This window comes from Streptomyces sp. NPDC002776, from assembly GCF_053592195.1.
Genome location: NZ_JBSFVG010000004.1, coordinates 183747 through 206670 on the forward strand (window position 1 = coordinate 183747; position 22924 = coordinate 206670).

The 22924-nt window shown below is 72.6% G+C and carries 21 protein-coding genes and 2 tRNA genes; 6 read left to right on the forward strand and 17 right to left on the reverse strand.

Features of this window, described 5'->3' with window-relative positions:
- Positions 1–317: 317 nt before the first annotated feature.
- From ACWD11_RS10720 to ehuB, 6 genes are all read right to left on the reverse strand, one after another.
- A tRNA-Lys gene (locus tag ACWD11_RS10720) sits at positions 318–391 on the reverse strand.
- A 132-nt stretch (positions 392–523) separates the two neighbouring features.
- Positions 524–1282, reverse strand: coding sequence for an IclR family transcriptional regulator (locus ACWD11_RS10725; protein WP_389415811.1), 759 nt, complete (start codon positions 1280–1282; stop codon positions 524–526).
- Positions 1283–1447: 165 nt separating this feature from the next.
- Entirely contained in the window at positions 1448–2209 is a 762-nt protein-coding gene (ehuA, locus tag ACWD11_RS10730; protein ID WP_389416422.1) for an ectoine/hydroxyectoine ABC transporter ATP-binding protein EhuA, read from the reverse strand.
- Between the two features lie 19 nt (positions 2210–2228).
- The gene (gene ehuD, locus ACWD11_RS10735; protein WP_389415812.1) at positions 2229–2879 is read right to left on the reverse strand and encodes an ectoine/hydroxyectoine ABC transporter permease subunit EhuD; all 651 of its coding nucleotides are present in this window, start codon (positions 2877–2879) and stop codon (positions 2229–2231) included.
- Positions 2879–3574 carry an ectoine/hydroxyectoine ABC transporter permease subunit EhuC gene (gene ehuC / locus ACWD11_RS10740; RefSeq protein ID WP_389415813.1) on the reverse strand — a complete coding sequence of 232 codons (696 nt, stop codon included), beginning with the start codon at positions 3572–3574 and terminating at the stop codon, positions 2879–2881. Before ehuC ends, ehuD begins: the two co-directional genes overlap by 1 nt.
- Entirely contained in the window at positions 3571–4476 is a 906-nt protein-coding gene (gene ehuB / locus ACWD11_RS10745; RefSeq protein WP_389415815.1) for an ectoine/hydroxyectoine ABC transporter substrate-binding protein EhuB, read from the reverse strand. The genes ehuC and ehuB overlap by 4 nt, the downstream gene beginning before the upstream one ends.
- Positions 4477–4522: 46 nt before the next feature.
- On the opposite strand from ehuB, the gene ACWD11_RS10750 reads away from it, so the two are divergent.
- A complete protein-coding gene (locus ACWD11_RS10750; RefSeq protein WP_389415816.1) occupies positions 4523–5017 on the forward strand; it encodes a DUF3830 family protein in 495 nt (164 codons plus the stop codon).
- Here the strand turns inward: ACWD11_RS10750 and ACWD11_RS10755 are convergent.
- Together ACWD11_RS10755 and ACWD11_RS10760 are read right to left on the reverse strand one after the other, a co-directional pair.
- Complete coding sequence (locus tag ACWD11_RS10755) at positions 4998–6374, reverse strand: amidase (protein ID WP_451282488.1); 1377 nt, start codon at positions 6372–6374, stop codon at positions 4998–5000. The genes ACWD11_RS10750 and ACWD11_RS10755 overlap by 20 nt on opposite strands.
- Positions 6375–6396: 22 nt before the next feature.
- The gene (locus ACWD11_RS10760) at positions 6397–7344 is read right to left on the reverse strand and encodes a D-2-hydroxyacid dehydrogenase (protein ID WP_451282490.1); all 948 of its coding nucleotides are present in this window, start codon (positions 7342–7344) and stop codon (positions 6397–6399) included.
- Positions 7345–7477: 133 nt separating this feature from the next.
- Between ACWD11_RS10760 and ACWD11_RS10765 the strand changes: the two genes are divergently transcribed.
- From ACWD11_RS10765 to ACWD11_RS10775, 3 genes are all read left to right on the forward strand, one after another.
- Positions 7478–8266, forward strand: coding sequence for a maleate cis-trans isomerase family protein (locus ACWD11_RS10765; RefSeq protein WP_451282492.1), 789 nt, complete (start codon positions 7478–7480; stop codon positions 8264–8266).
- Positions 8263–8994, forward strand: coding sequence for a maleate cis-trans isomerase family protein (locus ACWD11_RS10770; RefSeq protein WP_451282494.1), 732 nt, complete (start codon positions 8263–8265; stop codon positions 8992–8994). The genes ACWD11_RS10765 and ACWD11_RS10770 overlap by 4 nt, the downstream gene beginning before the upstream one ends.
- A gap of 95 nt (positions 8995–9089) precedes the next feature.
- Positions 9090–10181, forward strand: a complete 1092-nt coding sequence (locus tag ACWD11_RS10775) for an LLM class flavin-dependent oxidoreductase (protein WP_389415821.1) — start codon at positions 9090–9092, stop codon at positions 10179–10181.
- Here ACWD11_RS10775 and ACWD11_RS10780 read toward each other — a convergent pair.
- Positions 10157–12004, reverse strand: coding sequence for a putative bifunctional diguanylate cyclase/phosphodiesterase (locus ACWD11_RS10780; RefSeq protein ID WP_451282496.1), 1848 nt, complete (start codon positions 12002–12004; stop codon positions 10157–10159). The two genes, ACWD11_RS10775 and ACWD11_RS10780, sit on opposite strands and share 25 nt — an antisense overlap.
- A gap of 364 nt (positions 12005–12368) precedes the next feature.
- On the opposite strand from ACWD11_RS10780, the gene ACWD11_RS10785 reads away from it, so the two are divergent.
- Entirely contained in the window at positions 12369–13715 is a 1347-nt protein-coding gene (locus tag ACWD11_RS10785; protein WP_389415823.1) for a M6 family metalloprotease domain-containing protein, read from the forward strand.
- A gap of 326 nt (positions 13716–14041) precedes the next feature.
- On the opposite strand, the gene ACWD11_RS10790 is transcribed toward ACWD11_RS10785, so the two are convergent.
- The 7 genes from ACWD11_RS10790 to ACWD11_RS10820 all read right to left on the reverse strand — a co-directional run bounded on the left by ACWD11_RS10790 (position 14042) and on the right by ACWD11_RS10820 (position 20415).
- A tRNA-Lys gene (locus ACWD11_RS10790) sits at positions 14042–14115 on the reverse strand.
- On the reverse strand, positions 14106–14666 hold the full coding sequence (locus tag ACWD11_RS10795) for a bifunctional DNA primase/polymerase (protein WP_451282498.1): 561 nt from the start codon (positions 14664–14666) through the stop codon (positions 14106–14108). The genes ACWD11_RS10790 and ACWD11_RS10795 overlap by 10 nt, the downstream gene beginning before the upstream one ends.
- A gap of 121 nt (positions 14667–14787) precedes the next feature.
- A complete protein-coding gene (locus ACWD11_RS10800) occupies positions 14788–15156 on the reverse strand; it encodes a hypothetical protein (RefSeq protein WP_389415826.1) in 369 nt (122 codons plus the stop codon).
- A 283-nt stretch (positions 15157–15439) separates the two neighbouring features.
- The gene (locus ACWD11_RS10805; RefSeq protein ID WP_389415827.1) at positions 15440–16774 is read right to left on the reverse strand and encodes an AAA domain-containing protein; all 1335 of its coding nucleotides are present in this window, start codon (positions 16772–16774) and stop codon (positions 15440–15442) included.
- Positions 16771–18363 carry a hypothetical protein gene (locus ACWD11_RS10810; protein WP_451282501.1) on the reverse strand — a complete coding sequence of 531 codons (1593 nt, stop codon included), beginning with the start codon at positions 18361–18363 and terminating at the stop codon, positions 16771–16773. Before ACWD11_RS10810 ends, ACWD11_RS10805 begins: the two co-directional genes overlap by 4 nt.
- The gene (locus ACWD11_RS10815) at positions 18354–19487 is read right to left on the reverse strand and encodes a hypothetical protein (protein ID WP_451282502.1); all 1134 of its coding nucleotides are present in this window, start codon (positions 19485–19487) and stop codon (positions 18354–18356) included. The genes ACWD11_RS10810 and ACWD11_RS10815 overlap by 10 nt, the downstream gene beginning before the upstream one ends.
- Complete coding sequence (locus ACWD11_RS10820; protein ID WP_389415830.1) at positions 19438–20415, reverse strand: phosphatase PAP2 family protein; 978 nt, start codon at positions 20413–20415, stop codon at positions 19438–19440. The genes ACWD11_RS10815 and ACWD11_RS10820 overlap by 50 nt, the downstream gene beginning before the upstream one ends.
- Before the next feature lie 190 nt (positions 20416–20605).
- Between ACWD11_RS10820 and ACWD11_RS10825 the strand changes: the two genes are divergently transcribed.
- Complete coding sequence (locus ACWD11_RS10825; protein WP_389415831.1) at positions 20606–21202, forward strand: histidine phosphatase family protein; 597 nt, start codon at positions 20606–20608, stop codon at positions 21200–21202.
- A 17-nt stretch (positions 21203–21219) separates the two neighbouring features.
- Here the strand turns inward: ACWD11_RS10825 and ACWD11_RS10830 are convergent, their stop codons facing one another.
- Positions 21220–22662, reverse strand: coding sequence for a hypothetical protein (locus tag ACWD11_RS10830; protein WP_451282505.1), 1443 nt, complete (start codon positions 22660–22662; stop codon positions 21220–21222).
- Between the last annotated feature and the right edge of the window lie 262 nt (positions 22663–22924).

Sequence of the window (22924 nt, forward strand, 5' to 3'; positions counted from 1 at the left end):
GAGGCCTTCACCGTCTGTGCGCCGCCAGGGACTCGAACCCCGGACCCGCTGATGCTGCATCTTCCGGGGGGTGACCCCCGGACCCCCAGCCGCCCTCGCGGCACCGCGGTGGTCCGGGGCCAATGGATGAAGGCCCCTCGCTGCTTGCGAGAGGCCTTCACCGTCTGTGCGCCGCCAGGGACTCGAACCCCGGACCCGCTGATGCTGCATCTTCCGGGGGGTGACCCCCGGACCCCCAGCCGCCCTGGCGGCACCGAGGTGGTCCGGGGCCAATGGATGAAGGCCCCCCGCTGCTCGCGAGAAGCCTTCACCGTCTGTGCGCCGCCAGGGACTCGAACCCCGGACCCGCTGATTAAGAGTCAGCTGCTCTAACCAACTGAGCTAGCGGCGCATGACTCACGCCAACCGCTTGTTTTGGTGTCTCGCGGCTGGCGACGAAGAAAATAGTACCTGGTCCGAGGGGGTGCTTCGAACCACGGGCAGGCCGGCCCACCGCCCCCACGGCCCGCGGACGAGAGACGAGCTAGATCGCCAAAGACAACAGCACCGGCGCCGCGTTCCGGTTCAGCGCGTCCGCCGCCTGCCGCAGCCGGTGCGCGTGCTCCAGCGGCAGCGACACCGCCAGGCACCCCACCGACGCCCCCGCCGTGATCGGCACCGCGGCGCACACCGTGCCCACCGCGTACTCCTGCAGATCCAGCACGGGAACCGTCGGCGGCTGGGCCGCGAGCCGAGACAGCAGGAGCTTGTCACTGGTGATCGTGCGCGAGGTGAGCCGGGCCATCTTGTGCCGCGAGAGATGGTCCCGCCGGCCGTTGTGGTCGAGCTGGGTCAGCAGGCTCTTGCCGACCGCCGTCGCGTGGGCGGAGAAGCGGAAGTCCACCCACTCGTTCACCGCGGGAGCGGCCGGGCTCTCGGCGTACTGGGTGACCTTCACCTCACCGTCGACGTACCGGCTGATGTACACCGCCGCGCCGACCGAGTCACGCAGCCGGTCCAGCGTCCGCTGGAGCTTCTCGCGCAGGGCCGCCTCCCGGTCGTGCGCCGAGCCCAGCCGGGCCAGCGCCTCGCCGGTGACATAGGCGCCGTCCGTGGTCTGCTCGACGTACCCCTCGCGGCGCAGCATCCTCAGGAGGCTGGGCAGGCGCTCGGGGCTGAGGGTGGTGTGCCGGGCGAGTTCGGTGTCGGTGATTCCGGTGGTGTGCCGTGCCACGGTCTCCAGGACGCGCAACGCGTCCTGGGCCGAGTGGTACGGCGCGGTCGGCTCGTGCTTCAGCGCCACGGTGTTTCCCCCTGCGCTAGCTGTGTGAGGCCGGATTCCGGTCAGGCAATCTCCACGATAGCCGCCAAGGGGCCTGTAGTGAGCGCTTGTTGACGAGAATCCGACGCCCTCAACTGCGGCGATAACCCCCTGGCATATGACACCGCCATCACCTGGCCCGCCGCGTCACAGCACCGCGCCGAGAAACTCCCGGGTCCGGTCGTGCTCGGGGTCGCTGAAGATCTTCTCCGGGGCGCCGGCCTCGATGACCCGCCCGGAGTCGAACATCAGCACCTGGTCCGAGATGTCCCGGGCGAAGTTCATCTCATGGGTCACACAGAGCATCGTGATGTCGGTGGACCGGGCGATGTCCCTGAGCACATCGAGGACGCCCGCGACCAGCTCCGGGTCCAGCGCCGAGGTCACCTCGTCCAGCAGCAGCACCCGCGGACGCATCGCCAGCGCCCGGGCGATCGCCACCCGCTGCTGCTGGCCGCCGGAGAGCTGCCCGGGGCGCTTGTCCAGGTGCTCGGTGAGGCCGACCAGCTCCAGCAGGTCCCGGGCCCGCTCCTCGGCCGCGTCCTTGGACATGCCGAGCACGGTCACCGGGGCCTCGGTGATGTTCCTGAGGACCGTCATGTTCGGGAACAGGTTGAACTGCTGGAACACCATCCCGATCTTCTTGCGGACCTCGCGCACCTGCTTCTCGGGCGCCGGGAACAGCCGCTGCCCGTCCACGGTGATCGTGCCCTCGTCGGGCTTGGTCAGCGTCATCAGCAGCCGCAGGATCGTGGTCTTGCCCGAGCCGGAGGGGCCGATCAGCGTGACGTGCTTGCCCGCCTGGACGGAGAAGTCGAGGTGGTCGAGGACGGTGTTGTCGCCGAACCGCTTGGTGACCTGCTCCAGCCGGATCAGCTCGCCGTTCGCGCGCCGGTCGGCGGGGTTCATGTCGGGGCCGGGCTGGATGTCAGTGGACAAGGCGTCGCTCCAGGGCTCGCAGAAGAAGGGAGGCCAGATAGGAAATGACGATGAAGGCCACACCGATCACCGTCAGCGGCTCGGTGAACTGGAACTGCTCCTGGGCGAACAGCCGCGCCTGGCCGAGCATGTCGAGGACGGTGATCGCCATCAGCAGCGGCGTGTCCTTGAGCATGGAGATCACGTAGTTGCCGAGCGCCGGCACGACCCGCCGGATCGCCTGCGGCAGGATCACCGCGGTCCACGTCCGGGTGAGCGGCAGGTTCAGCGCCGTCGCGGCCTCCCACTGGCCGACCGGCACCGCCTCGATGCCGGCCCGGTAGACCTGCATCGTGTACGTGGAGTAGTGCAGCCCGATGCCGACCACACCGGTGATCAGCGCCGAGAAGGTCAGGCCCCACTCGGGCAGCACGTAGAAGAGGAAGAACAGCTGCACCAGCAGCGGGGTGTTGCGGATGAACTCGGTGACCGCCCCGACCGGCCAGCGCACCCAGCGGCTGGGCGCGCGCATCAGCAGCGCCCACACCAGCCCGAGGGCGAAGGAGATCAGCGAACCGAGGGCGAGGGCCTGGAGGGTGACCCACAGCCCGTCCCAGAAGTGCGGCATGAAGTCGCTCACGGCGTTCCAGTCCCAGGTCATCACAGACCACCCCCGACCGGCTCGGGCACGACGACCCGCTTCTCCGGCTGCTTGCCGACACCGGCCTTCAGCTGCTTCTCCAGACCCCGCATCACCCGGGTGAGCAGGAAGGCGATCACGAAGTAGATGAACAGCAGGTACGTGTAGATCTCGGCGCTCTCCTGGAGCGCGAGCCGTACCAGGTTGCCGCTGAACGCCAGATCGCCCATGCCCATGACCGACACCAGTGCGGTGCCCTTGAGCAGCTCGATCAGCAGGTTGGAGAAGGGCGGGATCATCTCCGGCACCGCCTGCGGCAGCAGGATCAGCCGCATCCGCTGCCAGGGCGTGAAGCTGAGGGCGATACCGCCCTCCTGCTGCGCCGGATCCACCGCGGTCAGGGCGCCGCGCACGATCTCCGAGCCGTACGCGCCGTACGTCAGGCCGAGCGCCAGCGTGCCGGCCCACATCGGCACCAGCTGCCAGCCGAAGGCCGTGGGCAGCACGAAGAACACCCAGAAGATCATCACCAGCGCGGAGGTCCCGCGGAACACCTCGGTGTAGAAGCCCGCGAGGAAACGGACGATCCACAGCCGGTGGGTGCGGGCGATGCCGACCACGAACGAGACGGCCGTGGCCAGCAGCGCGCTGAGGAACAGCAGCTGGACGGTGACCCAGACGCCCTTGAGTACGAGTTCCCAGAGTCCCGACGTCATCCGCCGCACAGCTCCTTCGCGGTCAGGTCGGTCATCTCCGCCTCGGTGAAGCCGAACGGCCTGAGGATGCGCAGCAGTTCGCCGCTCTTCTTCAGCTTGTGCAGCTCCACGTTGAAGGCGTCCCGCAGCCTGGTCTCGGTGGGCCGGAAGGCGAACGCGCCGCCGTCCACATGGGGTTTGCCGCCGACGATGGGCTTGAAGGCCTTGGTCGCCTCCGCCTTGCTCGACTTCTTCACCACCTCGCGGGTGGTCAGCGCGGTCCCGGCGAACACGTCGACCCGCCCCGCCTCCACGGCGTTCAGCCCGGCGACCTGGTCCGGGACGATGAGGATGTCGCTCTCCTCGTACCCGGCCTCGACCGCGTACTGGATCTCCGCGTAACCGGTTCCGGTGGCGAACTTCGCCTTCTTCTCCACCACGTCCCGGTAGGTGTGCAGACCCTTCGGATTGCCCTTGCGGACGATGAAGGAGTCGAGCATCTGGTAGTCGGGATCGGAGAAGATGACCTGCTCGCAGCGCTCGGGATTGACGTACATCCCGGCCGCGACCACATCGAACTGCTGCGAGTTGAGCCCGGGGATCAGCGAGCCGAACTCGGTCGGCACGGGCTGCACCCGGTCCACCCCGAGCCGCTTGAAGATCACCTTGGCCAGTTCGGGCGCCTCGCCGGTCAGCTCACCGTCGCGGTCGATGTAGCCGAACGGAATCTCACCTGCGATGCCCAGCCGCACGACACCCGCGGCGCGCAGCCGTTCCAGCAGGTCACCGCCGTCCTCCGTGGACGCCGTGGCGACCCGTGAGCAGCCTGCCGCGCCCAGCGCACCGAGCGCCGCCACCCCCGCGAGCAGCGTTCGGCGGGTGGGTCCAGATGTGTGTTCGCCATGTTCGAGTGGTGGAGCCATGGCGGCGCGGCTACCCGAGCGCATGCGATGTATGCACCCTGTTCGTATGACTGATCGGTTCATCGAGGTCTCGCTCCTGAAGCGGGACATCCACTGCACGGCGAAACTCCTGGACGACCGCGCACCGATCACCTGCGCGGCCGTCTGGGACGCCCTCCCGCTCAGCGGGGACGTCTACCACGCCAAATACGCCCGCAACGAGATCTACGCCCTCTTCCCGCCCTTCGCGGACACCGAGCCGCCCCTGGAGAACCCGACCGTCACCCCCATCCCCGGCGACCTGTGCTACTTCGCCTTCGCGGGCGCGGAGCTGGGCACCAAGGCCTACGGCTACGACCGCGAGGTCCGCCCCGGCACCACCCTGGTCGACCTCGCCCTGTTCTACGAACGCAACAACCTGCTGCTCAACGGCGATGTGGGCTGGGTGCCCGGCATCGTCTGGGGCCAGATCGTGGCGGGTCTGCCCCAGATGGCGGACGCCTGCAACGACCTCTGGCGCTCGGGCGCGGCGGGGGAGACGCTCAGCTTCCGCCGGACATGAGCGCGTGCGCCGCCCGCAGCACCAGATCGTCCCGGTGCCGGGCGGCCACCAGCTGGAGACCGACCGGCAGTCCGTCCCCGTCGGTGCCGACGGGGACGGTGGCGGCCGGCTGCTGGGTCATGTTGAAGGGGTACGTGAAGGGCGTCCACCCCGTCCAGCGGCGGTGCCCGGAGCCCTTGGGCACCTCGGCGCCGGCCTCGAACGCGGTGATCGGCAGGGTGGGGGTGACCAGCAGGTCGTAGGAGTCGTGGAAGCGGCCCATCCGTCGGCCGAGTTCCGCCCGGACGTCGACGGCGGCCAGATAGTCCAGGGCGTTGCGGCGGGCGCCGAGTGCGGCGATCTCGCGCAGACCGGGGTCGAGCAGCTCCCGCTGGTCCGGGCCGAGACGCTGGGTGACCCGGGCGGCGCCGCAGAACCACAGGGTGTGGAAGGCGTCCACCGGATCGGTGACATCGGGGTCGGCCTCCTCGACGTACGCGCCGAGCCCCGCGAGCCGCTCCACCGCCCCCCGCACCGCCGAGGCCACCGCCGGACGCACCGCCACCTGGCCGCCGAGCGTGGGCGAGTACGCCACCCGCAGCCCGCGCACGCCCCCGGTCAGCCCGTCCAGGAACGATCCGGGCGCGGGGCCCAGCGCCGACCAGTCCCGGGAGTCCGGCGCCCCGATGACGTCGAGCAGCAGCGCCGCGTCGGCGACGTCCCGGGTCATCGGGCCCACGTGCGCGAGCGTCCCGAACGCGCTCGCGGGATACAGCGGCACCCGGCCGTAGGTCGGCTTCAGCGCGAAGATCCCGCAGAAGGACGCCGGGATACGGACGCTTCCGCCGCCGTCGGTGCCGAGCGCCAGCGGGCCCGCGCCGAGCGCCACGGCCGCCGCGGCGCCGCCGCTGGACCCGCCCGCCGTGCGCGTCGGGTCCAGCGGATGCCGGGTGACCCCGGTCAGGGGCGAGTCGGTGACGGCCTTCCAGCCGAACTCGGGGGTGGTGGTCTTGCCGACGAAGACGGCACCGTGCGCGCGCAGGCGGGCGACGGACGGCGCGTCCTCGTCCCAAGTCCCTTGCTCCGAAATGGTTTTGGAGCCTTTCAGGGTGGGCGCGCCCCGCATCAGCAGGATGTCCTTCACCGTGACCGGCACCCCGTCCAGCAGCCCTGCGGGCTCCCCGCGCCGCCACCGCTCGGTCGACGCGCGGGCCTGTGCCAGCGCCTGCTCGGCGGTGATCCGCACGAACGCGTTCACCTCCGGCTGGATCAGCTCGGCCCGCTCCAGCACCGCCCGCGTGGCGTCCACCGGGCTGAACGCGCCCGCGCGGTAACCGTCGAGGAGTTGTCCGGCCGTGAGTCCGGTCAGGTCGGTCATACGCCCTCCAGCGGGGGGAAGTTCAGCGTCCCGGTACGTATCCGCGCTGCTTGTCGACGACGTTCGGCAGGGTTCTGCCCGCCTCCCAGCGCGCGTACAACTCCACGAACTGAGCGGCGAGTTCGTCGCGCCAGCCGACGGTGTCCCCGCTCATGTGCGGGGAGACGATCAGTCCCGGCAAGCCCCACAACGGGCTGTCGGCGCCGAGGGGTTCGTGCGCGAAGACGTCCAGCGCGGCGCCCGCGATCCACCGCTTGGACAGCGCCTCGACGAGCGCCTCCTCCACGACGAGCTGTCCCCGGCCGACGTTGATGAACCGCGCGGAGGGCTGCATCACGCCGAACCGGCGCGCGTCGAACATGCCGTGGGTCTGCTCGGTGAGCGGTGCGGCGGCGATGATCCAGTCGGCGCGGGCGATCAGCCGGTCCAGGTCCTCGGGGCCGTGGATGCCGGTGCGCGGGACCCGGCCGACCAGCGCGGGGACGACGCCGAGCGCCTTGAGCGTGCGGACGACGGCCTGCCCGATGGGCCCGGAGCCGACGACACAGGCGCGGGTGCCCCTCAGCCGCCGCGACTCGCGGTGCTGCCAGGTCCGCTGCCCCTGCAGCTCCAGGGTGCGCGGCAGGTCCTTGGCCATCGCCAGCACGAGGGCGGCGACGTACTCGGCGATGGGCTCGTCGAAGATGCCGCGGGCGTTGGTGACCACGGTGTCGGAGACGGCGAGTTCCGGACACATCAGGTGGTCGACGCCCGCGCTCGCCGTATGGACCCAGCGGGGCCGGGGGCCGTCACCGGGCCAGGCGTGCCGTACGGCGTGCGAGGTGAAGTCCCAGACCAGCAGCACATCGGCGTGCGGCAGCCGGTCGGCGAGGGTGGCGGGGTCCGCGTGCTCGATCCGCGCCCGCCCGGTGAGCCGTCCGAGCCGGGGGAGCGGGTCGGCGTCCAGGACGAGCAGCGTGGGCGTGGTCATGCCGTTCCTTCGCTGAGAACCGGACGTCTGACATGCGCGGATTGACCACGCTCGCACCCGAATCTACCTTCGTCAACACGGACGCCCGCACCGTCCGCCGGTCCCCTGTCTCCTCGCGAGGGCGGTGCCTGCGATGGACGTGTCCTTCCTCGGTGGTCCCCGGCCGCAGCGCGGTGTCGGTGTGGTCGCGCCGTTCGACTTCGCCCTCGACCGCGAACTGTGGCGCTGGATCCCGGACGAGGTGTCCCTGCATCTGACCCGCACGCCGTACGTGCCGGTCGAGGTGAGCCTGGACCTGGCGCGGCTGGTGAGCGAGCACGAGACGCTCTCCGAGGGGGTCCGCACCCTGATCGCCATCGCCCCCGAGGTGGTGGCCTACGCCTGCGCCTCGGGCAGCTTCGTCGGCGGGATCGCGGGCGAGCGGGCGATGTGCGAGGCGATGACCAGGGCGGGCGCGGTGCCCTCGGTGACCACCTCGGGGGCGCTGCTGGAGGCGCTGGCCGACCTCGGCGCGCGACGGGTGGCGCTGGTGACGCCGTACACGGTGTCGGTGACCCGGTCGCTGGAGGAGTACGTGGCCGAGGCGGGCGTCAGGGTGACGGGGTGTGCGTTCATGGGCCTGACGCGGCACATATGGAAGGTGCCCTACCGCGATGTGGTGGACATGGCACGCGGGGCGGTGCGGCGCGGCACGGACTGCCTGTTCATCAGCTGCACCAACCTGCCGACCTACGACGTGATCCCGCAACTGGAGGCGGAACTGCGCATACCGGTGATCTCGGCCAACCAGGTCACGATGTGGGCGGCCCTGCGTCGGCTGGGTACCCGAGCCGTGGGGCCGTACCAGACGCTGATCGATCCGGCGGCCCGCAGCGGCCCCGCACTTCCGGACGTGGAACAGCAGCAGGAAGGTTCGACATGACGGCACTCGGATTCCTCTACCCGGGCCACTCCGCCGAGGACGACTATCCACGCATCGAGCAGCTCCTGGGCAGCGACATCCGGGTGGACCTGGTGCACACGGACATCGGCGAGGACGCGCACCGGGTGGACGCCCTCAGGGAGATGGGCTCCGCGGACCGCCTGGCGGCGGGCGTGGAGCAACTGCGGCTGACCGGCGCGGAGGCGGTGGTCTGGGCCTGCACGAGCGGCAGCTTCGTGCACGGCTGGGAGGGCGCCCACGAGCAGGTGCGCGCCCTCGCCCTGGCCGCGGGCATGCCGGCCTCCTCGACCTCCTTCGCCTTCGTGCACGCGCTGGCGGAGCTGGGGCTGCGCCGGGTGGCGGTGGGGGCGACGTACCCCGACGACGTGGCGGACCTGTTCGCCGGGTTCCTGCGGGCGGGCGGCGCGGAGGTGGTGTCGGTGCGGGGTTCCGGCATCGTCACGGCGGCCGAGGTGGGCCGGTGGGGCGAGGAGGAGGTCCTGGCCCTCGCCCGCCGGGCCGACCACGAGGCGGCGGAGGCGGTCCTGCTCCCGGACACGGCACTGCACACCGTGGCGCTCATCCCGGCGCTGGAGAAGGAACTGTCCAAGCCGGTCCTGACGGCCAACCAGGTCACGGTCTGGGAGGCCCTGCGCCTGACCGACCGCAGGGTGAACGCCCCGACACTGGGCTCCCTGTTCACGAGGGAGCCGATCGTCCAGGTGTAGGAACAAGCACGGGGGACAGCCGGGAATAAAGCGGAGTCTGCCTCCTGTTATCGCCCGAGGAACCACGCCGGCGCGATTTCAGGAGGCACTCACCGATGGCGGCAGACGAGATCCGGGGCACGGCACAGGGCACCGCCCCCGTCCCCCTGTCCGTACTCGACCTGGTCACCGTCGGCGCGGGCAGCACCGCCACCGACGCGCTGCGCACCAGCGTCGACCTCGCCCGCCTCACGGAGTCCCGCGGGTTCCACCGCTACTGGATCGCCGAGCACCACTCCATGCCCGGCGTGGCCTCCTCCTCGCCCGCCGTGATCCTCGCCCACCTCGCCGCCCACACCGACCGCATCCGCCTCGGCTCCGGCGGCGTCATGCTCCCCAACCACGCCCCCCTGGTCATCGCCGAGCAGTTCGGCACCCTGGAGGCGCTCGCCCCCGGCCGGGTCGACCTCGGCCTCGGCCGGGCGCCCGGCACGGACGGCGCCACGGCCGCCGCCCTGCGCCGCACCGACCGGCTGAACGAAGCCGCCGACGACTTCCCCCAGCAGCTCGCCGAGCTGACCCGCTTCCTCGACGACGACTTCCCCGATGGCCACCCCTACCGCCGCATCCACGCCGTCCCGGGCCCGGTCCAGGCCACCGCCCCCGGCGGGGTGCAGAGCCCGCACCGGCCGCCCGTCTGGCTCCTCGGCTCGTCCGGCTTCAGCGCCCGGCTGGCCGGCACCCTCGGCCTTCCCTTCGCCTTCGCGCACCACTTCTCCGCGCACAACACGATCCCGGCGCTCGATCTCTACCGGGAGTCCTTCCGGCCGTCCGAGGTGCTGGACGCGCCGTACGCCCTGATCGGCGTCTCCGCGCTCGCCACCGACGACCCGCGGGAGGCCCGGCGGCAGGTGCGGGCCACCGGGCTCAGCATGGTGCGGCTGCGGACCGGGCGCCCCGGCCTCTTCCCCAGCCCCGAGGAGGCCGAGGCGCACTCGTTCAGCGCCATGGAGGAGGAGTTCATCGCGTCCTGGGGCGCCAACATCGTGCACGGCACCGCCGACGAGGTCCGCTCGGGCCTGGACGACCTCCACAAGCGCACCGGCGCCGACGAGTTGATGATCACGTCCCACGCCCACCGCGGGGAACTGCGGCTGCGGTCCTACGAACTCCTCGCGGACGCCTACGACCTACGAGCGGCCGCCTGAACCTCCGGCGAGCGCAGCAGCTCGGAGATACGATCCGGCGTCACCGGCCGCGAGTACAGCCATCCCTGGCCGGTGTCGCAGCCGATCCGCCGTAGCCGGGACGCCTGCGCCGACGTCTCCACGCACTCCGCCGTCACGGTGAGCCCCAGCCGGTGGGCGAGCTGGATCATCGCCTCCACCACGACCTCGTCGGCCGGGTTCGGCGCGATGCCCTCACCGTCGTACTGGAAGCCCTTGACGAAGGAACCGTCCAGCTTCAGCACCGACACCGGAAGCCGGCTCAGATAGGCCAGGTTCGAGTAGCCGGTGCCGAAGTCGTCGATCGCGATGTGCACGCCCATGTCGCTGAGCGCCTGGAGCGCCTGCTGCGGCCGGCCGCCGGAGCCCATCACCGCGGACTCGGTCAGCTCCAGCTGGAGCAGGTGCGGCGCCAGGCCGGTCTCCGCGAGGATCTCGGCCACGTCGGCGACCAGGTCGGAGTCCCAGACCTGACGGACCGCCACATTCACGCTGACGAAGATCGGCGGCTCGTCCGGGCGGTCCAGCTGCCACTGCCGGGCCTGGCGGCAGGCGGTGGCCAGCACCCAGCGGCCGAGCGGCACGATCGAGCCGTCCTCCTCGGCCAGTCCGATGAACCGATTCGGCGTCAGCAGTCCGAACTGCGGATGATCCCACCGCACGAGCGCCTCCACCCCGCGCAGCCGGCCGTCCTCCATGCACACCAGCGGCTGGTACTCCAGCACGAACTCGCCGCGCTCGATGGCGGGCCGGAGCGTGGAGGCGAGGGCCTGGCGGGTCATGCGGTGGGCGTTGCGCTCGGGGTCGAACAGTGTCCAGCGGTCCTTGCCGTCGGCCTTCGCCCAGTACAGCGTGGTGTCGGCGGCCTGCATCAGCGCGGTGGGGCTGGTCCCGGCGGCATGCCGCTCCACCACCCCGATCGAGGCCGACACCGACAGCCGCCGGCCCGAGATGTCGAAGGGGTCCTGCAGCGCCGTGAGCACCGACTCGGCGAGCTCGGCGAGTTGCTCGGTGCCCGTGGAGTCCTCGACCAGCAGGGCGAATTCGTCGCCGCCGAGCCGCGCCACCAGCGGGGTGCTCGCCCTGGCGTACGCCGCCTCGTCCGCGCACCGGGTCAGCCGCTCGGCCACGGCCGCCAGCAGCCGGTCGCCCACCCGGTGGCCGAGGGTGTCGTTGACCGCCTTGAAGCCGTCCAGGTCGAGATAGCACAGCCCGATCCGCCCGGTGCCCTCCTCGTACGCCTCCGCCTCCAGCGCGGCCGACAGACGCTCGAAGAACAGGGTGCGGTTGGGCAGCCGGGTCACCGGGTCGTGGTTCTGCAAGTGCCGCAGCCGGGCCTGGAGTTCACGCCGGGTGCTGATGTCGGCGACCGACAGCAGGACTCCGCCGCGCTCCTCGGCGGGCAGCGGCGCGATGGCGACCTGCACCCACAGGCAGTGCCCGTCGGGGTGCTTCAGCCGGCGCGTGCAGCGCAGCCGGGCCTGCCGGCCGCGCAGCACCTCGCGGTACGCGTACCAGGTGCGCGCGTCGGACGTCAGGTCCACCAGATCGGCGGCGACCGCTCCGGCCAGCGCCTGCGGGGTCCTGCCGAGCAGCTCGCCGAGGGCCGGGTTGGCGCCGGTGACCAGGCCCTCACGGTCGACGACGGCCATCGCCAGGGGGGCGGCGTGGAAGGCGGACCGGAAGGGCGTGGTGTCCGGCCGCTCGTGCGGACCGGTACGCGAAGGGGACCCTTGACTACTCTCTGTGACGGCCGGCCCGATGAGATCTGCCGCGGGCGCCGGCCCTTCGGACGTTCCGCTCACCGCTCGCTCCCGCAGTGCACTCGGTCTTCGGATGGGTCTCGTCGGGATGCCGACCGACCTGGCGGCCGCCGGGCCGGATCCGTGCAGGAAAAGGATCAGGACAGTACAGAAAAGGGTCAGGAAAGTGTGCCGATCATAGAGGCTGGGTCGGGGCCCTTCCAGCCACTGTCCAGTGTCCCGGACCGAGCCGCCGATCTGACAATTCGTTTCTGCCCGCACCTGGACAGGTTCAGCAGCCTCCCGACCACATGTGACGGTCCGTGAGCGTTTCGGGGGTGTCGGCGTCGGCTTTCCGCCGCGCCTCTCACTCGTCCGGTGCAGACAAACAGGGCGTTGTACGACAAATTCCCACAGGCTGGGTGCGGTGTCCCGCGAACCGCTCCCGGAGGTCCACGTGCCGCGTCAGCTCCCGCTCAGGGAACTCACCCGTGCGACGTTCCGAGAACTCGGGGGCCGGGTGCGCGCATGGCCCCGACTGCGCACCACCGCCGCCGTGTTCACCACGATGTCGGCGCTCGCCGCGACGTCGATCCTCTCCGCCCCCTCGGTCGCCGAGCCGTACTCGGCGGAGCCCTGCGCCCTGAAACGCACCGACGCCCACCACTCGGAGGGCCTGGACACCTGGAACGCCGCCTATCCGCGGCCGGCCCGCTCGCTGGACGCGGTCATGGTGTTCCTGTCCTTCCCGGACTCCACCCCGCTGACCAGCCCCGCCGAGCTGACCGCCGACCACTTCCCGGCCACCAGCCGGTTCTTCGAGCGGGCCTCCTACGGCAGGTTCGCGCTGCGTCCGCATCCGCTCGGGGACTGGGTCCGGATGCCGCGCCCCTCGACGGCGTACGCCATACAGCGCGACTGGCAGCCCGTGCCCCGGGGCGCCTATCTGCGCGACGCGCTGGCCGCCGCCGACAGCCGGGTGGACTTCTCCCGCTACGACGTCGTCTACTTCGTCGCCGACCCGGACGCGCCCGGGGTGGACTCCGACGCCACGAAGGTGGTGAACCTGGACACCCCGCTGCGCGCGGACGGGACGGAGATCCGGCGCGTCGTCACGATCTTCGAGCAGCATCCACCGGACCGGCTGGTTCTCGCCCACGAGACGGGCCATGTCTTCGATCTTCCGGATCTCTACCACCGGCCGGTGGACGGCGAGGGCGACTGGGACACCTACGTCGGCGACTGGGACCTGATGGGCAGCCAGTTCGGGCTGGCCCCCGACCTGTTCGGCTGGCACAAGTGGAAGCTCGGCTGGCTGGATCCGCGCCAGGTGACCTGCGTACGGGACCCGGCCGGCACCCGGCTCACCCTGGAGCCGCTCGGGGCCGGGCCGGGGGTGGCGGTGGCGGGCGCCGCGGGGGCTCCCGCCTTCGGGCTCGGGGGCGGCACCAAGCTCGCGGTGGTACGCACCGGCGCGGACAGCGCGCTCGCCTTCGAGGCGCGCGGCCGGATCGGCAACGACGCGGGGGCCTGCCGGGACGGGGTCCTGGTCTACCGCGTCCGCAGCGGCGCGGAGTCCGGCCGGGGCCCGGTCGAGGTGATCGACGCCCACCCCCACACGGAGGCCTGCTGGGAGAACTCGGTCTACCCACCCCTGGCAGACGCCCCCATCGCCGAGGGCGAAAGCTTCACGGTGCCGGACGAGGGCGTACGGGTGGAGGTGGAGGGCCGCACGACCTCGGGGGCTTGGACGGTACGGATCGCGACGCGGTAGCGGGCGCGCGGGGGTACGGCGGGTGCGCCGACGAGCTCTGGAACGCCGGGGCCCGCGTCCGGCCCGGCGGCGCCGCGGGGGTTCTGCCCGCGGGTAACCCCGGGACTCGCGGACACCCGTGCGGTGCCGTGGAAGCCGGTGCCGGAAATGCGAAGGCCCCCCGCTTCCGCGAGGGGCTTTCACCGTCTGTGCGCCGCCAGGGACTCGAACCCCGGACCCGCTGATGCTGCGTCCCCCGGGGGTAACCCCCGGACCCCCAGCCGCCCCCGCGGCGTCGTGGGGAAATGCGAAGGCCCCCCGCTTCCGCGAGGGGCTTTCACCGTCTGTGCGCCGCCAGGGACTCGAACCCCGGACCCGCTGATTAAGAGTCAGCTGCTCTAACCAACTGAGCTAGCGGCGCCTGCTGACGTCGTAGACCTTAGCATCCTGGTCGGGGGGAGGAAAAATCGATATGCGCACCGCCGCACGTGCCGCTCGGACGGCCGCCCAGAGCAGGATCTCAGGGCCGGGAAGCCAGGGGTGGCGGGTGTCCGGGGCCACCAGCCAGCGGGAGGTCTGCGCGGGGGTGCCGACCGGCGCGGGGACGGTCACCGCGTCGCCGGTGCCGTGGCACAGCAGGGGCGGGACGGCCGCCGACCGCCCGAACTCCTCCCAGCGCAACAGCGACGGCAGCCGCTGGGCCGTGCCCGGTGCGGCGAACAGCAGGGTCCGGCCCCGGAACACGGCCACCGGGCCGGAACCGGGGCCGTCGTCCCAGAGCCGGTCCAGCATCCGGCGCCCGAACATCGCGGGGACGCTGACCACGTCGAAGACCGAACCGCAGGGCAGCACGACCGGAGCGTCGGGCCGCTCCTCCCAGAACGCCAGCGTGGTACGCGGATACGTTCCTGCCGAGGCCAGCCAGGCCGCTCCGTCCGGGGTGACGCCCGAGGCGCCGAGGCAACTGCTCATGGCGACTACATCTACCGGCCGTGAGCGTCCCGTTCCGGAGGGTTGCCGGAAATCGGGACAGGAAGGGGAGGGAAGGGGTATCTTGCCCGGATCTTGCCCGCTCGGCATATGCCAGGCAGGCTCAGACGGGGTCGATCTGCTCCCGGCCCTCGACCGCCCCCCGCAGCAGGTCTCTGCCGAACTCGACCATCTTCTTGGCGTAGTCCTCGGTCCATTCGGCCCGCTCCGCGATGTCCGCGGTCGTCAGCCGGTCGAAGCGCCGCGGGTCGGCGAGCTGGGCCGCCGCGATGGCCTGGAACTCCACGGCACGGTCGGCCGCCGCCCGGAAGGCGACCGTCAGCTCCGTCGCGCGCGCGAGCAGGGCCCGGGGGTCCTCTATCGACTCCAGGTCGAAGAAGTGCTCCGGGTCGGCCGCCGCCTGCGTGGGCTCGAAGAGCAGGGGCGCGGGGCGTAGCCGCGGTTCGTTCCGACGCGGCGTGGGCTCCGCCATGTCTTCTCCTCCTCGTACGTCACGGATGACCCCCAGGGAGCGGGCCACCGTCCATTGTCCCGCGCCCGCGCAAGGGGGCGGGTCGCCTCCGGCGCTTTCCCGGTCCGCACGGCGCCGGGGCGGGTCGGTCAAGGGCGCCCGGGACCTGGTGTTCCGACAGCCGGGCCAGGACCGCGTGGTTCGCCTCCCAGCCGTCCGGGCTGTATTCGTCGGCCGCCTGCGGCGGCGTGCCGGACTCCGTCCGGCGGGACGGTGGGTCGGTGGGTCGTCCCGGGCGGGTCGGTCAGGGGCGCCATGGGACCTGGTGTTCCGACAGCCGGGCCAGGACCGCGTGGTTCGCCTCCCAGCCGTCCGGGAACTTCACGAGTGTTCCCAGCTGCACCGGTTCCGTGGACGGGTAGTCGTCGAGGAGGTCGGTCACGCCCGCTCGGCAGACCACGATGCAGGCGTGCCGGTGGCGGGAGGCGAGGACGCACAGGCGGCCCGTCTCCAGATGGAACGCGGTGGCGTCGGGCCGCCCGGACAGGGGATGCAGGACCACCGTCACGTCGTACTCCCGGCCCTGAAGACGGTTCGCCGTGTCGACGGTGACGTCACTCACCCCGAGTTCCGCCAGCGCCGCCCGCACCGCGGCCGCCTGGTCGCGGTGCGCGGTGCCGACGGCGATCCGCTCCGCGGTCAGCGGCGCCGGGTCCGGGGACCGCTCCGAGGTGGCCGCGCCACCGCGGTCCAGCAGCCGCCGTACGACCGCCGCCACCGCCCGCACCGCCTCCGGGTCCGTGCGCGGGGTGTGCCGCGCGGGCAGTTCCAGCAGGCCCCAGCCCGCCTCGGCCGCCTCGTCGATCACCCTGTCGGGGCCCGACCCGTCGGAGGGCACGGCGAAGGCGAGGCGGCGGTCGTCATGGCCGGTGCCGCTGCGGAACGGCGTGTACGGGTAGAAGGCGTCCGAGACCAGCGGCGCCGCCGACGCCGGCAGCCGCCAGGACACCGGCAGCCGGTGCTGGGGCAGCTCGGGATTGTGCGCGAGCAGCGTGGTCACCGCGGACGCCGACGGGTCGTACGACAGCCCCGCCCACTGCTCGCTGCCGACGATCGCGAACGGGTCCAGCTGTCCCGGGTCGCCCACGAACAGCGCCCGCTCGAACAGCCCGGCCACGGCCAGCAGCGCGTCCGACCGCATCTGGTACGCCTCGTCCACGATCGCGTGCCGCCACGGCTCGTCGACCTTCACATGCGCCCACTTCGCGGCCGTGGACACGGTCACCGGCAGCCCGGTCAACTCCGCCGCCTTCGCCGACTTGCGTACGTGCGGCAGGTCGTCCAGCGCCTTGTCGTAGGGGTCGGCGTCGCTGCTGTGCAGCCGGCCCACCGGCAGGCCGGGGTTCTTCTCGGCGAGCCGGAGGACCAGGTCGTCGACCTGGGCGTTGGTCTGCGCCACGACCATCAGCGGGCGGCCCGCGTCGGCCAGTTCCAGTGCCGCCCGCACCACCAGCGTGGACTTGCCGGCACCGGGCGGGGAGTCGACGACCACCCCGCGGTGCGTGCCGTGCAGGGTGTCGGCGAGGATCGCGTCGGTGGCCTGCGCGGCCGCCGCACCCGGGTCGAACACGGCGGTCACAGGACGTCCTCCTCGGTCGGCTGATCGGCGGGCTCCGGTACGGCCTCGCCGGGCGGCCCGCCGTGCGTCCACGGCGTCTGCTCCGGGTCGGGCAGCTTCGCCCCGCCCCGCTGCTCGTGCTCGAACAGGGTGAAGCAGAGCCGGTCGCCCTTCTCCGGCACGGACCCCGCCTCGGGCTCCTTGCCGCGCCCCATCTTGTCCAGGACCCGCAGCACCAGCAGATCGCCGTCGCCGCTCACGAACTCCGCCGACTGCGGCTTCCCGCCCAGCGAGCGGTACACCTTCATCCGCTCGCCGAGCTGCGGCCGGTCGTCCGTGCGCACCGTGACCAGCGGGCGCGGGCTCGGCCGCTTGCCCTCGCTGTACGCCATGACGACCTCGACGACCTCGCCCGCGAACGCCTCCCCGGCCAGCCGCCGCCCCGCCATCACCAGCGGGTCGTCGAGTGCCTCCTGCGCCTCCAGGCGGGCCTGCTCGCGCTCGCGCGCGGCGAGCTTGTTCGCCGCCGTCACCGCGTCGTCGCGGCGCGGCTGCGGGGGCTCACCGGCCGTGATCCGGTCCCGGTGGGCGGTGAACGACCAGCGGTCGCGCGTCCACCGCTCCTCGACGTGGAGCCCGGCCTCGGGCAGCCGGGTGCGCAGCAGGTCCAGGCCCTGCCACACCGCGTCCCAGGTGGGCCGGAGGACGCCCTCGACCAGGGCGCGGATCTCCCGCTCGGCGTCGGTCAGCACCCCGAGCCGGGTGTCTGCCTGCAGACCGTCCTCCGCCGCGGCGAGCGCGGTGCGGGCGCGGTCGTAGCGCTCGATGGCGGGGGCGAGCAGCTTGTTGTCGAACGCCGGGTCGGTGGCCGGGCCCGCGGGCGGCCACCACAGCTGGCCCCGCTCGTCCCGGGCGAGCTCCGCGCGCAGGGCGGCCTCGGCGCCCGACTCGCCGTCCGGCGGGTCGATCCAGGCGAGCAGCGCGCCCAGGTGCTGGTCCTCCAGGGTGGACTGCCCGGTCGCCCAGTGCCGGGCCAGCAGATCGGTCATCGCCAGCAGCAGAGAGGAGCCCGGCACCCGCGACCGCTCGCCGTAGTGCGTCAGCCACCGGCCGAGCAGCGGCACCCGGGGCGGCGCCGGGTAGGGCGTCTCCGGGTCCTGCTCCGCCGTACGGCGAAAGCGCATGGACCGGCCGAGCAGGCGTACGAAGTCCAGGCCCGCGCGGCTCGGGACGATCAGCTGGGGTGCGTCCGCGCACAGGTCGACCTCGACCTTGACGCGCTTGCCGGTCTCCGGGTCGGTGTCGGTGCGCTCGGCGGTCTCGACGGCCTCGGTGTACGCCTCGATGTGCGGCAGGACCACATCGGCCAGCTGCGCCAGGAACGCGAACCGCAGGTCCCGGTCGCGCGGTTGCGGCACGACCAGCAGCCGGGGCGCGTCCCGGTCGGTGCCGACCAGGGCGCCGAGCGGGGCGCCGGCCTCACCGGCGGTGGTGAGCGGCACGAAGACCAGCGGGCGCTCGGAGAGCCGGCGGTGGCGGACGGTGGCCGAGGGCTGGGCGCGGCCGGTGCTGACCGCTTCCAGGCGGGCGAGGGTGGCGATCAGGGACACGGGGCCGCCTCCCGGGCGCCGAGCGCCTCGGCCCGCAGCCGGGCCGCCCTGCGCAGGGCCGCCACCGCCGGGTCGGCCGGGTCCCCGGCGGTGCCGTGGGCCGCCGCCAGGACGTCCTCGACGGTGGTCAGACCGCCCAGTTCGGCCCGGACCGAACGGCCCAGCGAGGTGACCGCGCCGGCCGAGCGGGCGCGGTCACGGCAGTGGAAGGCCAGCTCGCAGGCGGACAGGCACTCGGGCGCGTACGCCGCCGGAACGGCCTCCACCGCGGCCGTCAGCTCGGCGGCGGGCAGCTCCGGGTCGAAGCAGGTGCCCTCGGGGAGGGCGTCGGCGATCTCCTCGATCCGGGTGAGCCGGGCCAGCTGACGGGCGGTCACCGCGCGCTGCTTGCGGATGTCGACGGCGGAGGCGGTGGGGAGGTTGGAGAAGTCCTTGGGGCACACCAGCAGGATCCGGTGCCGCACGCGCGGGGGCGGGGAGATGCGGGCGGCGACCTGCTCCAGGGCCAGGACGTACACCGCCGCCTGCCGGGCCGCGGCGCCGACCTTGGACGGGTCCGCGGAGCCGTCCAGCATCGGGAAGGACTTGATCTCCACGACCGTCCAGCTGCCGTCGGGGTGCGCCACCACAGCGTCGGGCTCCAGGAAGGCGGGGGAGCCGGCCACGTCGAGCGCGAGCATCGGGTGGTCCAGCAGGGTCCAGGCGCCCGGCGCCCCGGCCGCCTCGCGCAGCGCCAGCGCCGTGCGGGCCGCGCGGCCCTCGGGGCCGGTCGCGGAGAGGTCCGGCACCTGCGCCCGCGCGGGCGGTTCGGCGGAGCGGTCCAGCTTCTCGTGCACGAGACGCAGCAGCTCGGCGCCGCCGTCCGCCTTGACCTTCGCCTCGAAGGCGTTGCCCCGGGTGAGGGCGAACTGCGACTGACCGAAGGCCGAGGGCGTGCCCAGCGCGCTCGCCAGTGCCGTCTTGTCCACCCCCGCGCCGTCCAGGATGGCGCGCCGTCTGCACCCGGGGTTGGCGGCGAGGGCGGCCAGGGCGCGGGCGTCCAGCGCCTTGGCCGGTACCTCGGGACCGCGCAGCTCAGCGAGCCGGTGCCGCAGCGCCGTCCCCCGCGTCCGTGGGGGAGGCACCCGGCTCGGCTCCGGACTCGAACCGTGACTCGCGCTGCCGTGGAAATCGCTCACCCGCGGAAGTCTGGCATCCGCCACTGACAATCGAGGTCTCTGCGACGGGAGAGGCCCCTGCGGCGGCCCGGGCCGAGCCGGCCGCGATCAGACTGCCGCGGCCCTCGAAGCGCGCCCGGACCCGTTCCGCGCAGCGCAGGACGTACGGCGTCAGCAGCAGGCCGGCGCCCATCACCGCGGCGCCCGCGACCGCGTCCAGGAAGTAGTGGTTGGCGGTGCCCATGACGACGATCACCGTCACCAGCGGGTAGACCACAGCGGCGATCTTGGCGAGCCGGGTCCCGCCGTACCGCCACAGCATGACGCCGCACCACAGCGCCCAGCCGCAGTGCAGGCTCGGCATCGCCGCGTACTGGTTGGTCAGACCGCCCAGGCCCTTCGGGGCGCTGGCGTCGCCCGCCCACCAGCCGTACGAGCTGTACTGGGCCATCGTGTCCACGAAGCCGTGCGTCGGGGACAGCAGCCGGGGCGGGCAGGTCGGCAGCAGGGTGAAGCCGATCAGGCCGATGAAGGTGGAGGTCATCAGCCAGGTGCGGGCGGCGCGGTAGTGCACGGCGCGGGACCTGAAGATCCAGACCAGGATCACCGGGGTGATCAGGTAGTGCAGCGAGGCGTACCAGAAGTCGGCGGGCACACCCAGCCACGGTTCGCGGGTGAACAGGCGGTTGAGCGGGTGCTCGGCGTTGAGGTGCAGCACCTTCTCGATGCGCAGGATGGCCAGGCCGTGGTCGACGGCCGAGGTGACATCACCGCGGGCGAGCAGGCGGCCCGCCGAGTAGCACGCGTACACCAATGCGATCAGCGGCAGCTCGGTCCACCAGCGCAGACGGCTTCGCGGTGCCGCCTGTATGCCCGGTGTCTCGGCGTGCGGCATCCGATCGCCTCCCCCTTCTCGTCGTGGCGCCGGTTGCCCGGACAGGCCACTTTACGGTGTACGTGCACGCCTCCGTCGGGCGCCCCCGGCCCTGATAGACGCAGAGATCGCCCGCTGGGTTGCCCCCTCACAGGGTGCGGGATGATGGATGGGCTCCGCCTCGCATCTTCCTGGAAAGGCTCTGCACCCCATGGCACCGCGCATTCTGCTGGCCCGGCACGGGCAGACCGAGTGGTCGCTGTCCGGCAAGCACACGGGGCGGACCGATGTGCCGCTGCTGGAGGAGGGACAGCGGGGGGCGAAGCTGCTCGGGGAGCGGCTGCACCGGGCACCGCTGGACGGGCTGCCCGGGGTGGAGGTGCGGACCAGTCCGCTGGCACGCGCGCGTGCCACGTGCGAGCTGGCCGGGTTCGGGGAGCGCGCCGCCGAGTGGGACACGCTGATGGAGTGGGACTACGGCGCGTACGAGGGCATGACCCCGGCGGAGATACAGGCCGTGCGTCCCGGCTGGCTGATCTGGCGTGACGGTGTCCCCGGGGGCGAGTCCCTGGCCGAGGTCACCGCGCGGGCGGACGAGGTGGTGTCCTGGGCACGGTCCGCGGACCGGGACGTGCTGGTCTTCGCCCATGGGCACATCCTGCGGTCCATCGGCGCCCGCTGGCTGGGACTGCCGCTGGACTTCGCCGCCCGGATCAGGCTGAACCCGACCTCGCTCTCGGTCCTCGGCTGGGCGTACGGGGAACCGGCGCTGGAGAGCTGGAACGACACGGGCCATCTGGCGGGCTGACCGGACGGGCTCCCGGCTCACACCGCTCGCGGCACGCTCGCGTGCTTCTCCAGGAACGCCGACACTCCCGAGGCGCGCCGGTGCGGCAGGAGCACCCGGGCCGTGCCCGCCAGCATCGTCTGGATCCGGGACGACTGGACCTCGCTGAGGAGCTCCAGGACGCGCAGGCCGGCCGCCGCGGCCTCGTCGGGGTGGCCGCCGCGCGCCAGGTCGTCCGCCAGTTCCGCCGTGTACAGAGCGGTGTTCCGGGTGAAGTGCGGGTCCTGGAGGTGTGCCGCGCGCCCCGCGTGCCGGGCCGCGCGGTGCCAGTCGCCCAGCGTCGACCAGCACTGCGCCTCCAGGCCCTCCAGTTCTGCCTCGCCGTAGAAGCTCATCCACTCGGGGTCGGCGTCCGAACGGCCCCGGTCGAACAGGGCCTGGGCACGCGCGAGTGCCTGGGCGCAGCCCGTGCGTTCGGCGAGCCCCGCCCAGCCGCCCGCCTCGCGCAGCGCGAGCAGGGACAGCAGGCGCGCGGAGCCGAGGGGGCGGGCGACGCGCTGGGCGGCCTGCGCCGCGCGCACCGCCTCGCGCGGGCGGCCCGCGTCCCGCGCGAGGAACGACATGTTGCAGAAGGCGTGCGCCTCCAGCGCCGGGTCGCCGGCCATCCGGGCGGTCGCCAGCGCCTCCGCGTAGTGGGACCGCGCGTCGTCGAAGCGGCCCGAGTCGTGTGCCAGCCAGCCGACCGAGATGGCCAGCTCGCCCGCGCCCGAGTGGAGCCGTTCACCCGCCGCGTGCCGCGTGGTACCGGCGTCCAGCAGCTCGTAGGCGGCGCGCAACGGAGCCGCCGCGCGCCGGTACAGGCCGTCCGCGCCGTGCCGGTCGTCCAGCAGCCGGATCCTGCGGACCGCTTCCTCCACCACCTCCACCTCGCTCGTCCCGAGCCGCCGCGCGGGACGTTGCGCGGCCGTGGCATCGAGGGCGAGCCCGAAGGGGCTGAGCGAGGCGGCGGCCACCGTGGCGCCTCCGCCGGTCATGAATGCGCGACGCAGCACGTCGCTCTCCTCGGTTTTCTCGTGCGGGTCGTACGGGTCTTGCGTGTCATACGGCTCGTACGCCCCCCGCGTCTCACCCGCGGCACGTGCCGGGCTCGGGAGGTGCGCGAGGGGCCCGTCCTCGGCCTCACGCGTCCGGCGCCCGCGGACGGACGAACGGGGCGCGAAGCCCAGGTCGGTGAGCGTGCGACCGGGGAACATGTGCAGGAACACCCGTTCGTACGCGTAGTTGGGACACCGGATCTCGCCCGCCTCGACCCTGCCGACGTAGCGCGCGTCACAGCTGACGCGCTCCCCGATCTCGCGCGCGGCCCTGCGGACCGCCGCGGCGAACTCGGCCGGCGAGCGCCGACCGCGCAACTGCCGGAACGCGAGGTTCGGTCGGGGTGGTCTTGAGGGCTGGGTCGAGTCCAGCTCCGACGACGTCATGGCCGGGTCCTCTCGTGCGAACCGTCGAACCATGCCGGACCGGTGGACACTTGGGCGGTTTGTTCGCTTAGTGCCCCTGGTGTCCGGCGGGCAAGAACGTACCTGCTGTGTCGGACCCGCAACGCAGTGTTTGGCTACAAACCGGATATCTCATCCCGCATCTGCCATGAACTGCCATCCTTTGCGGCGCACTTGTGCCGTAGCTGTTGACGCGGTGACACGTTGAACCACACGGACCGGGAGCCGCCCGACTCCCGACCCG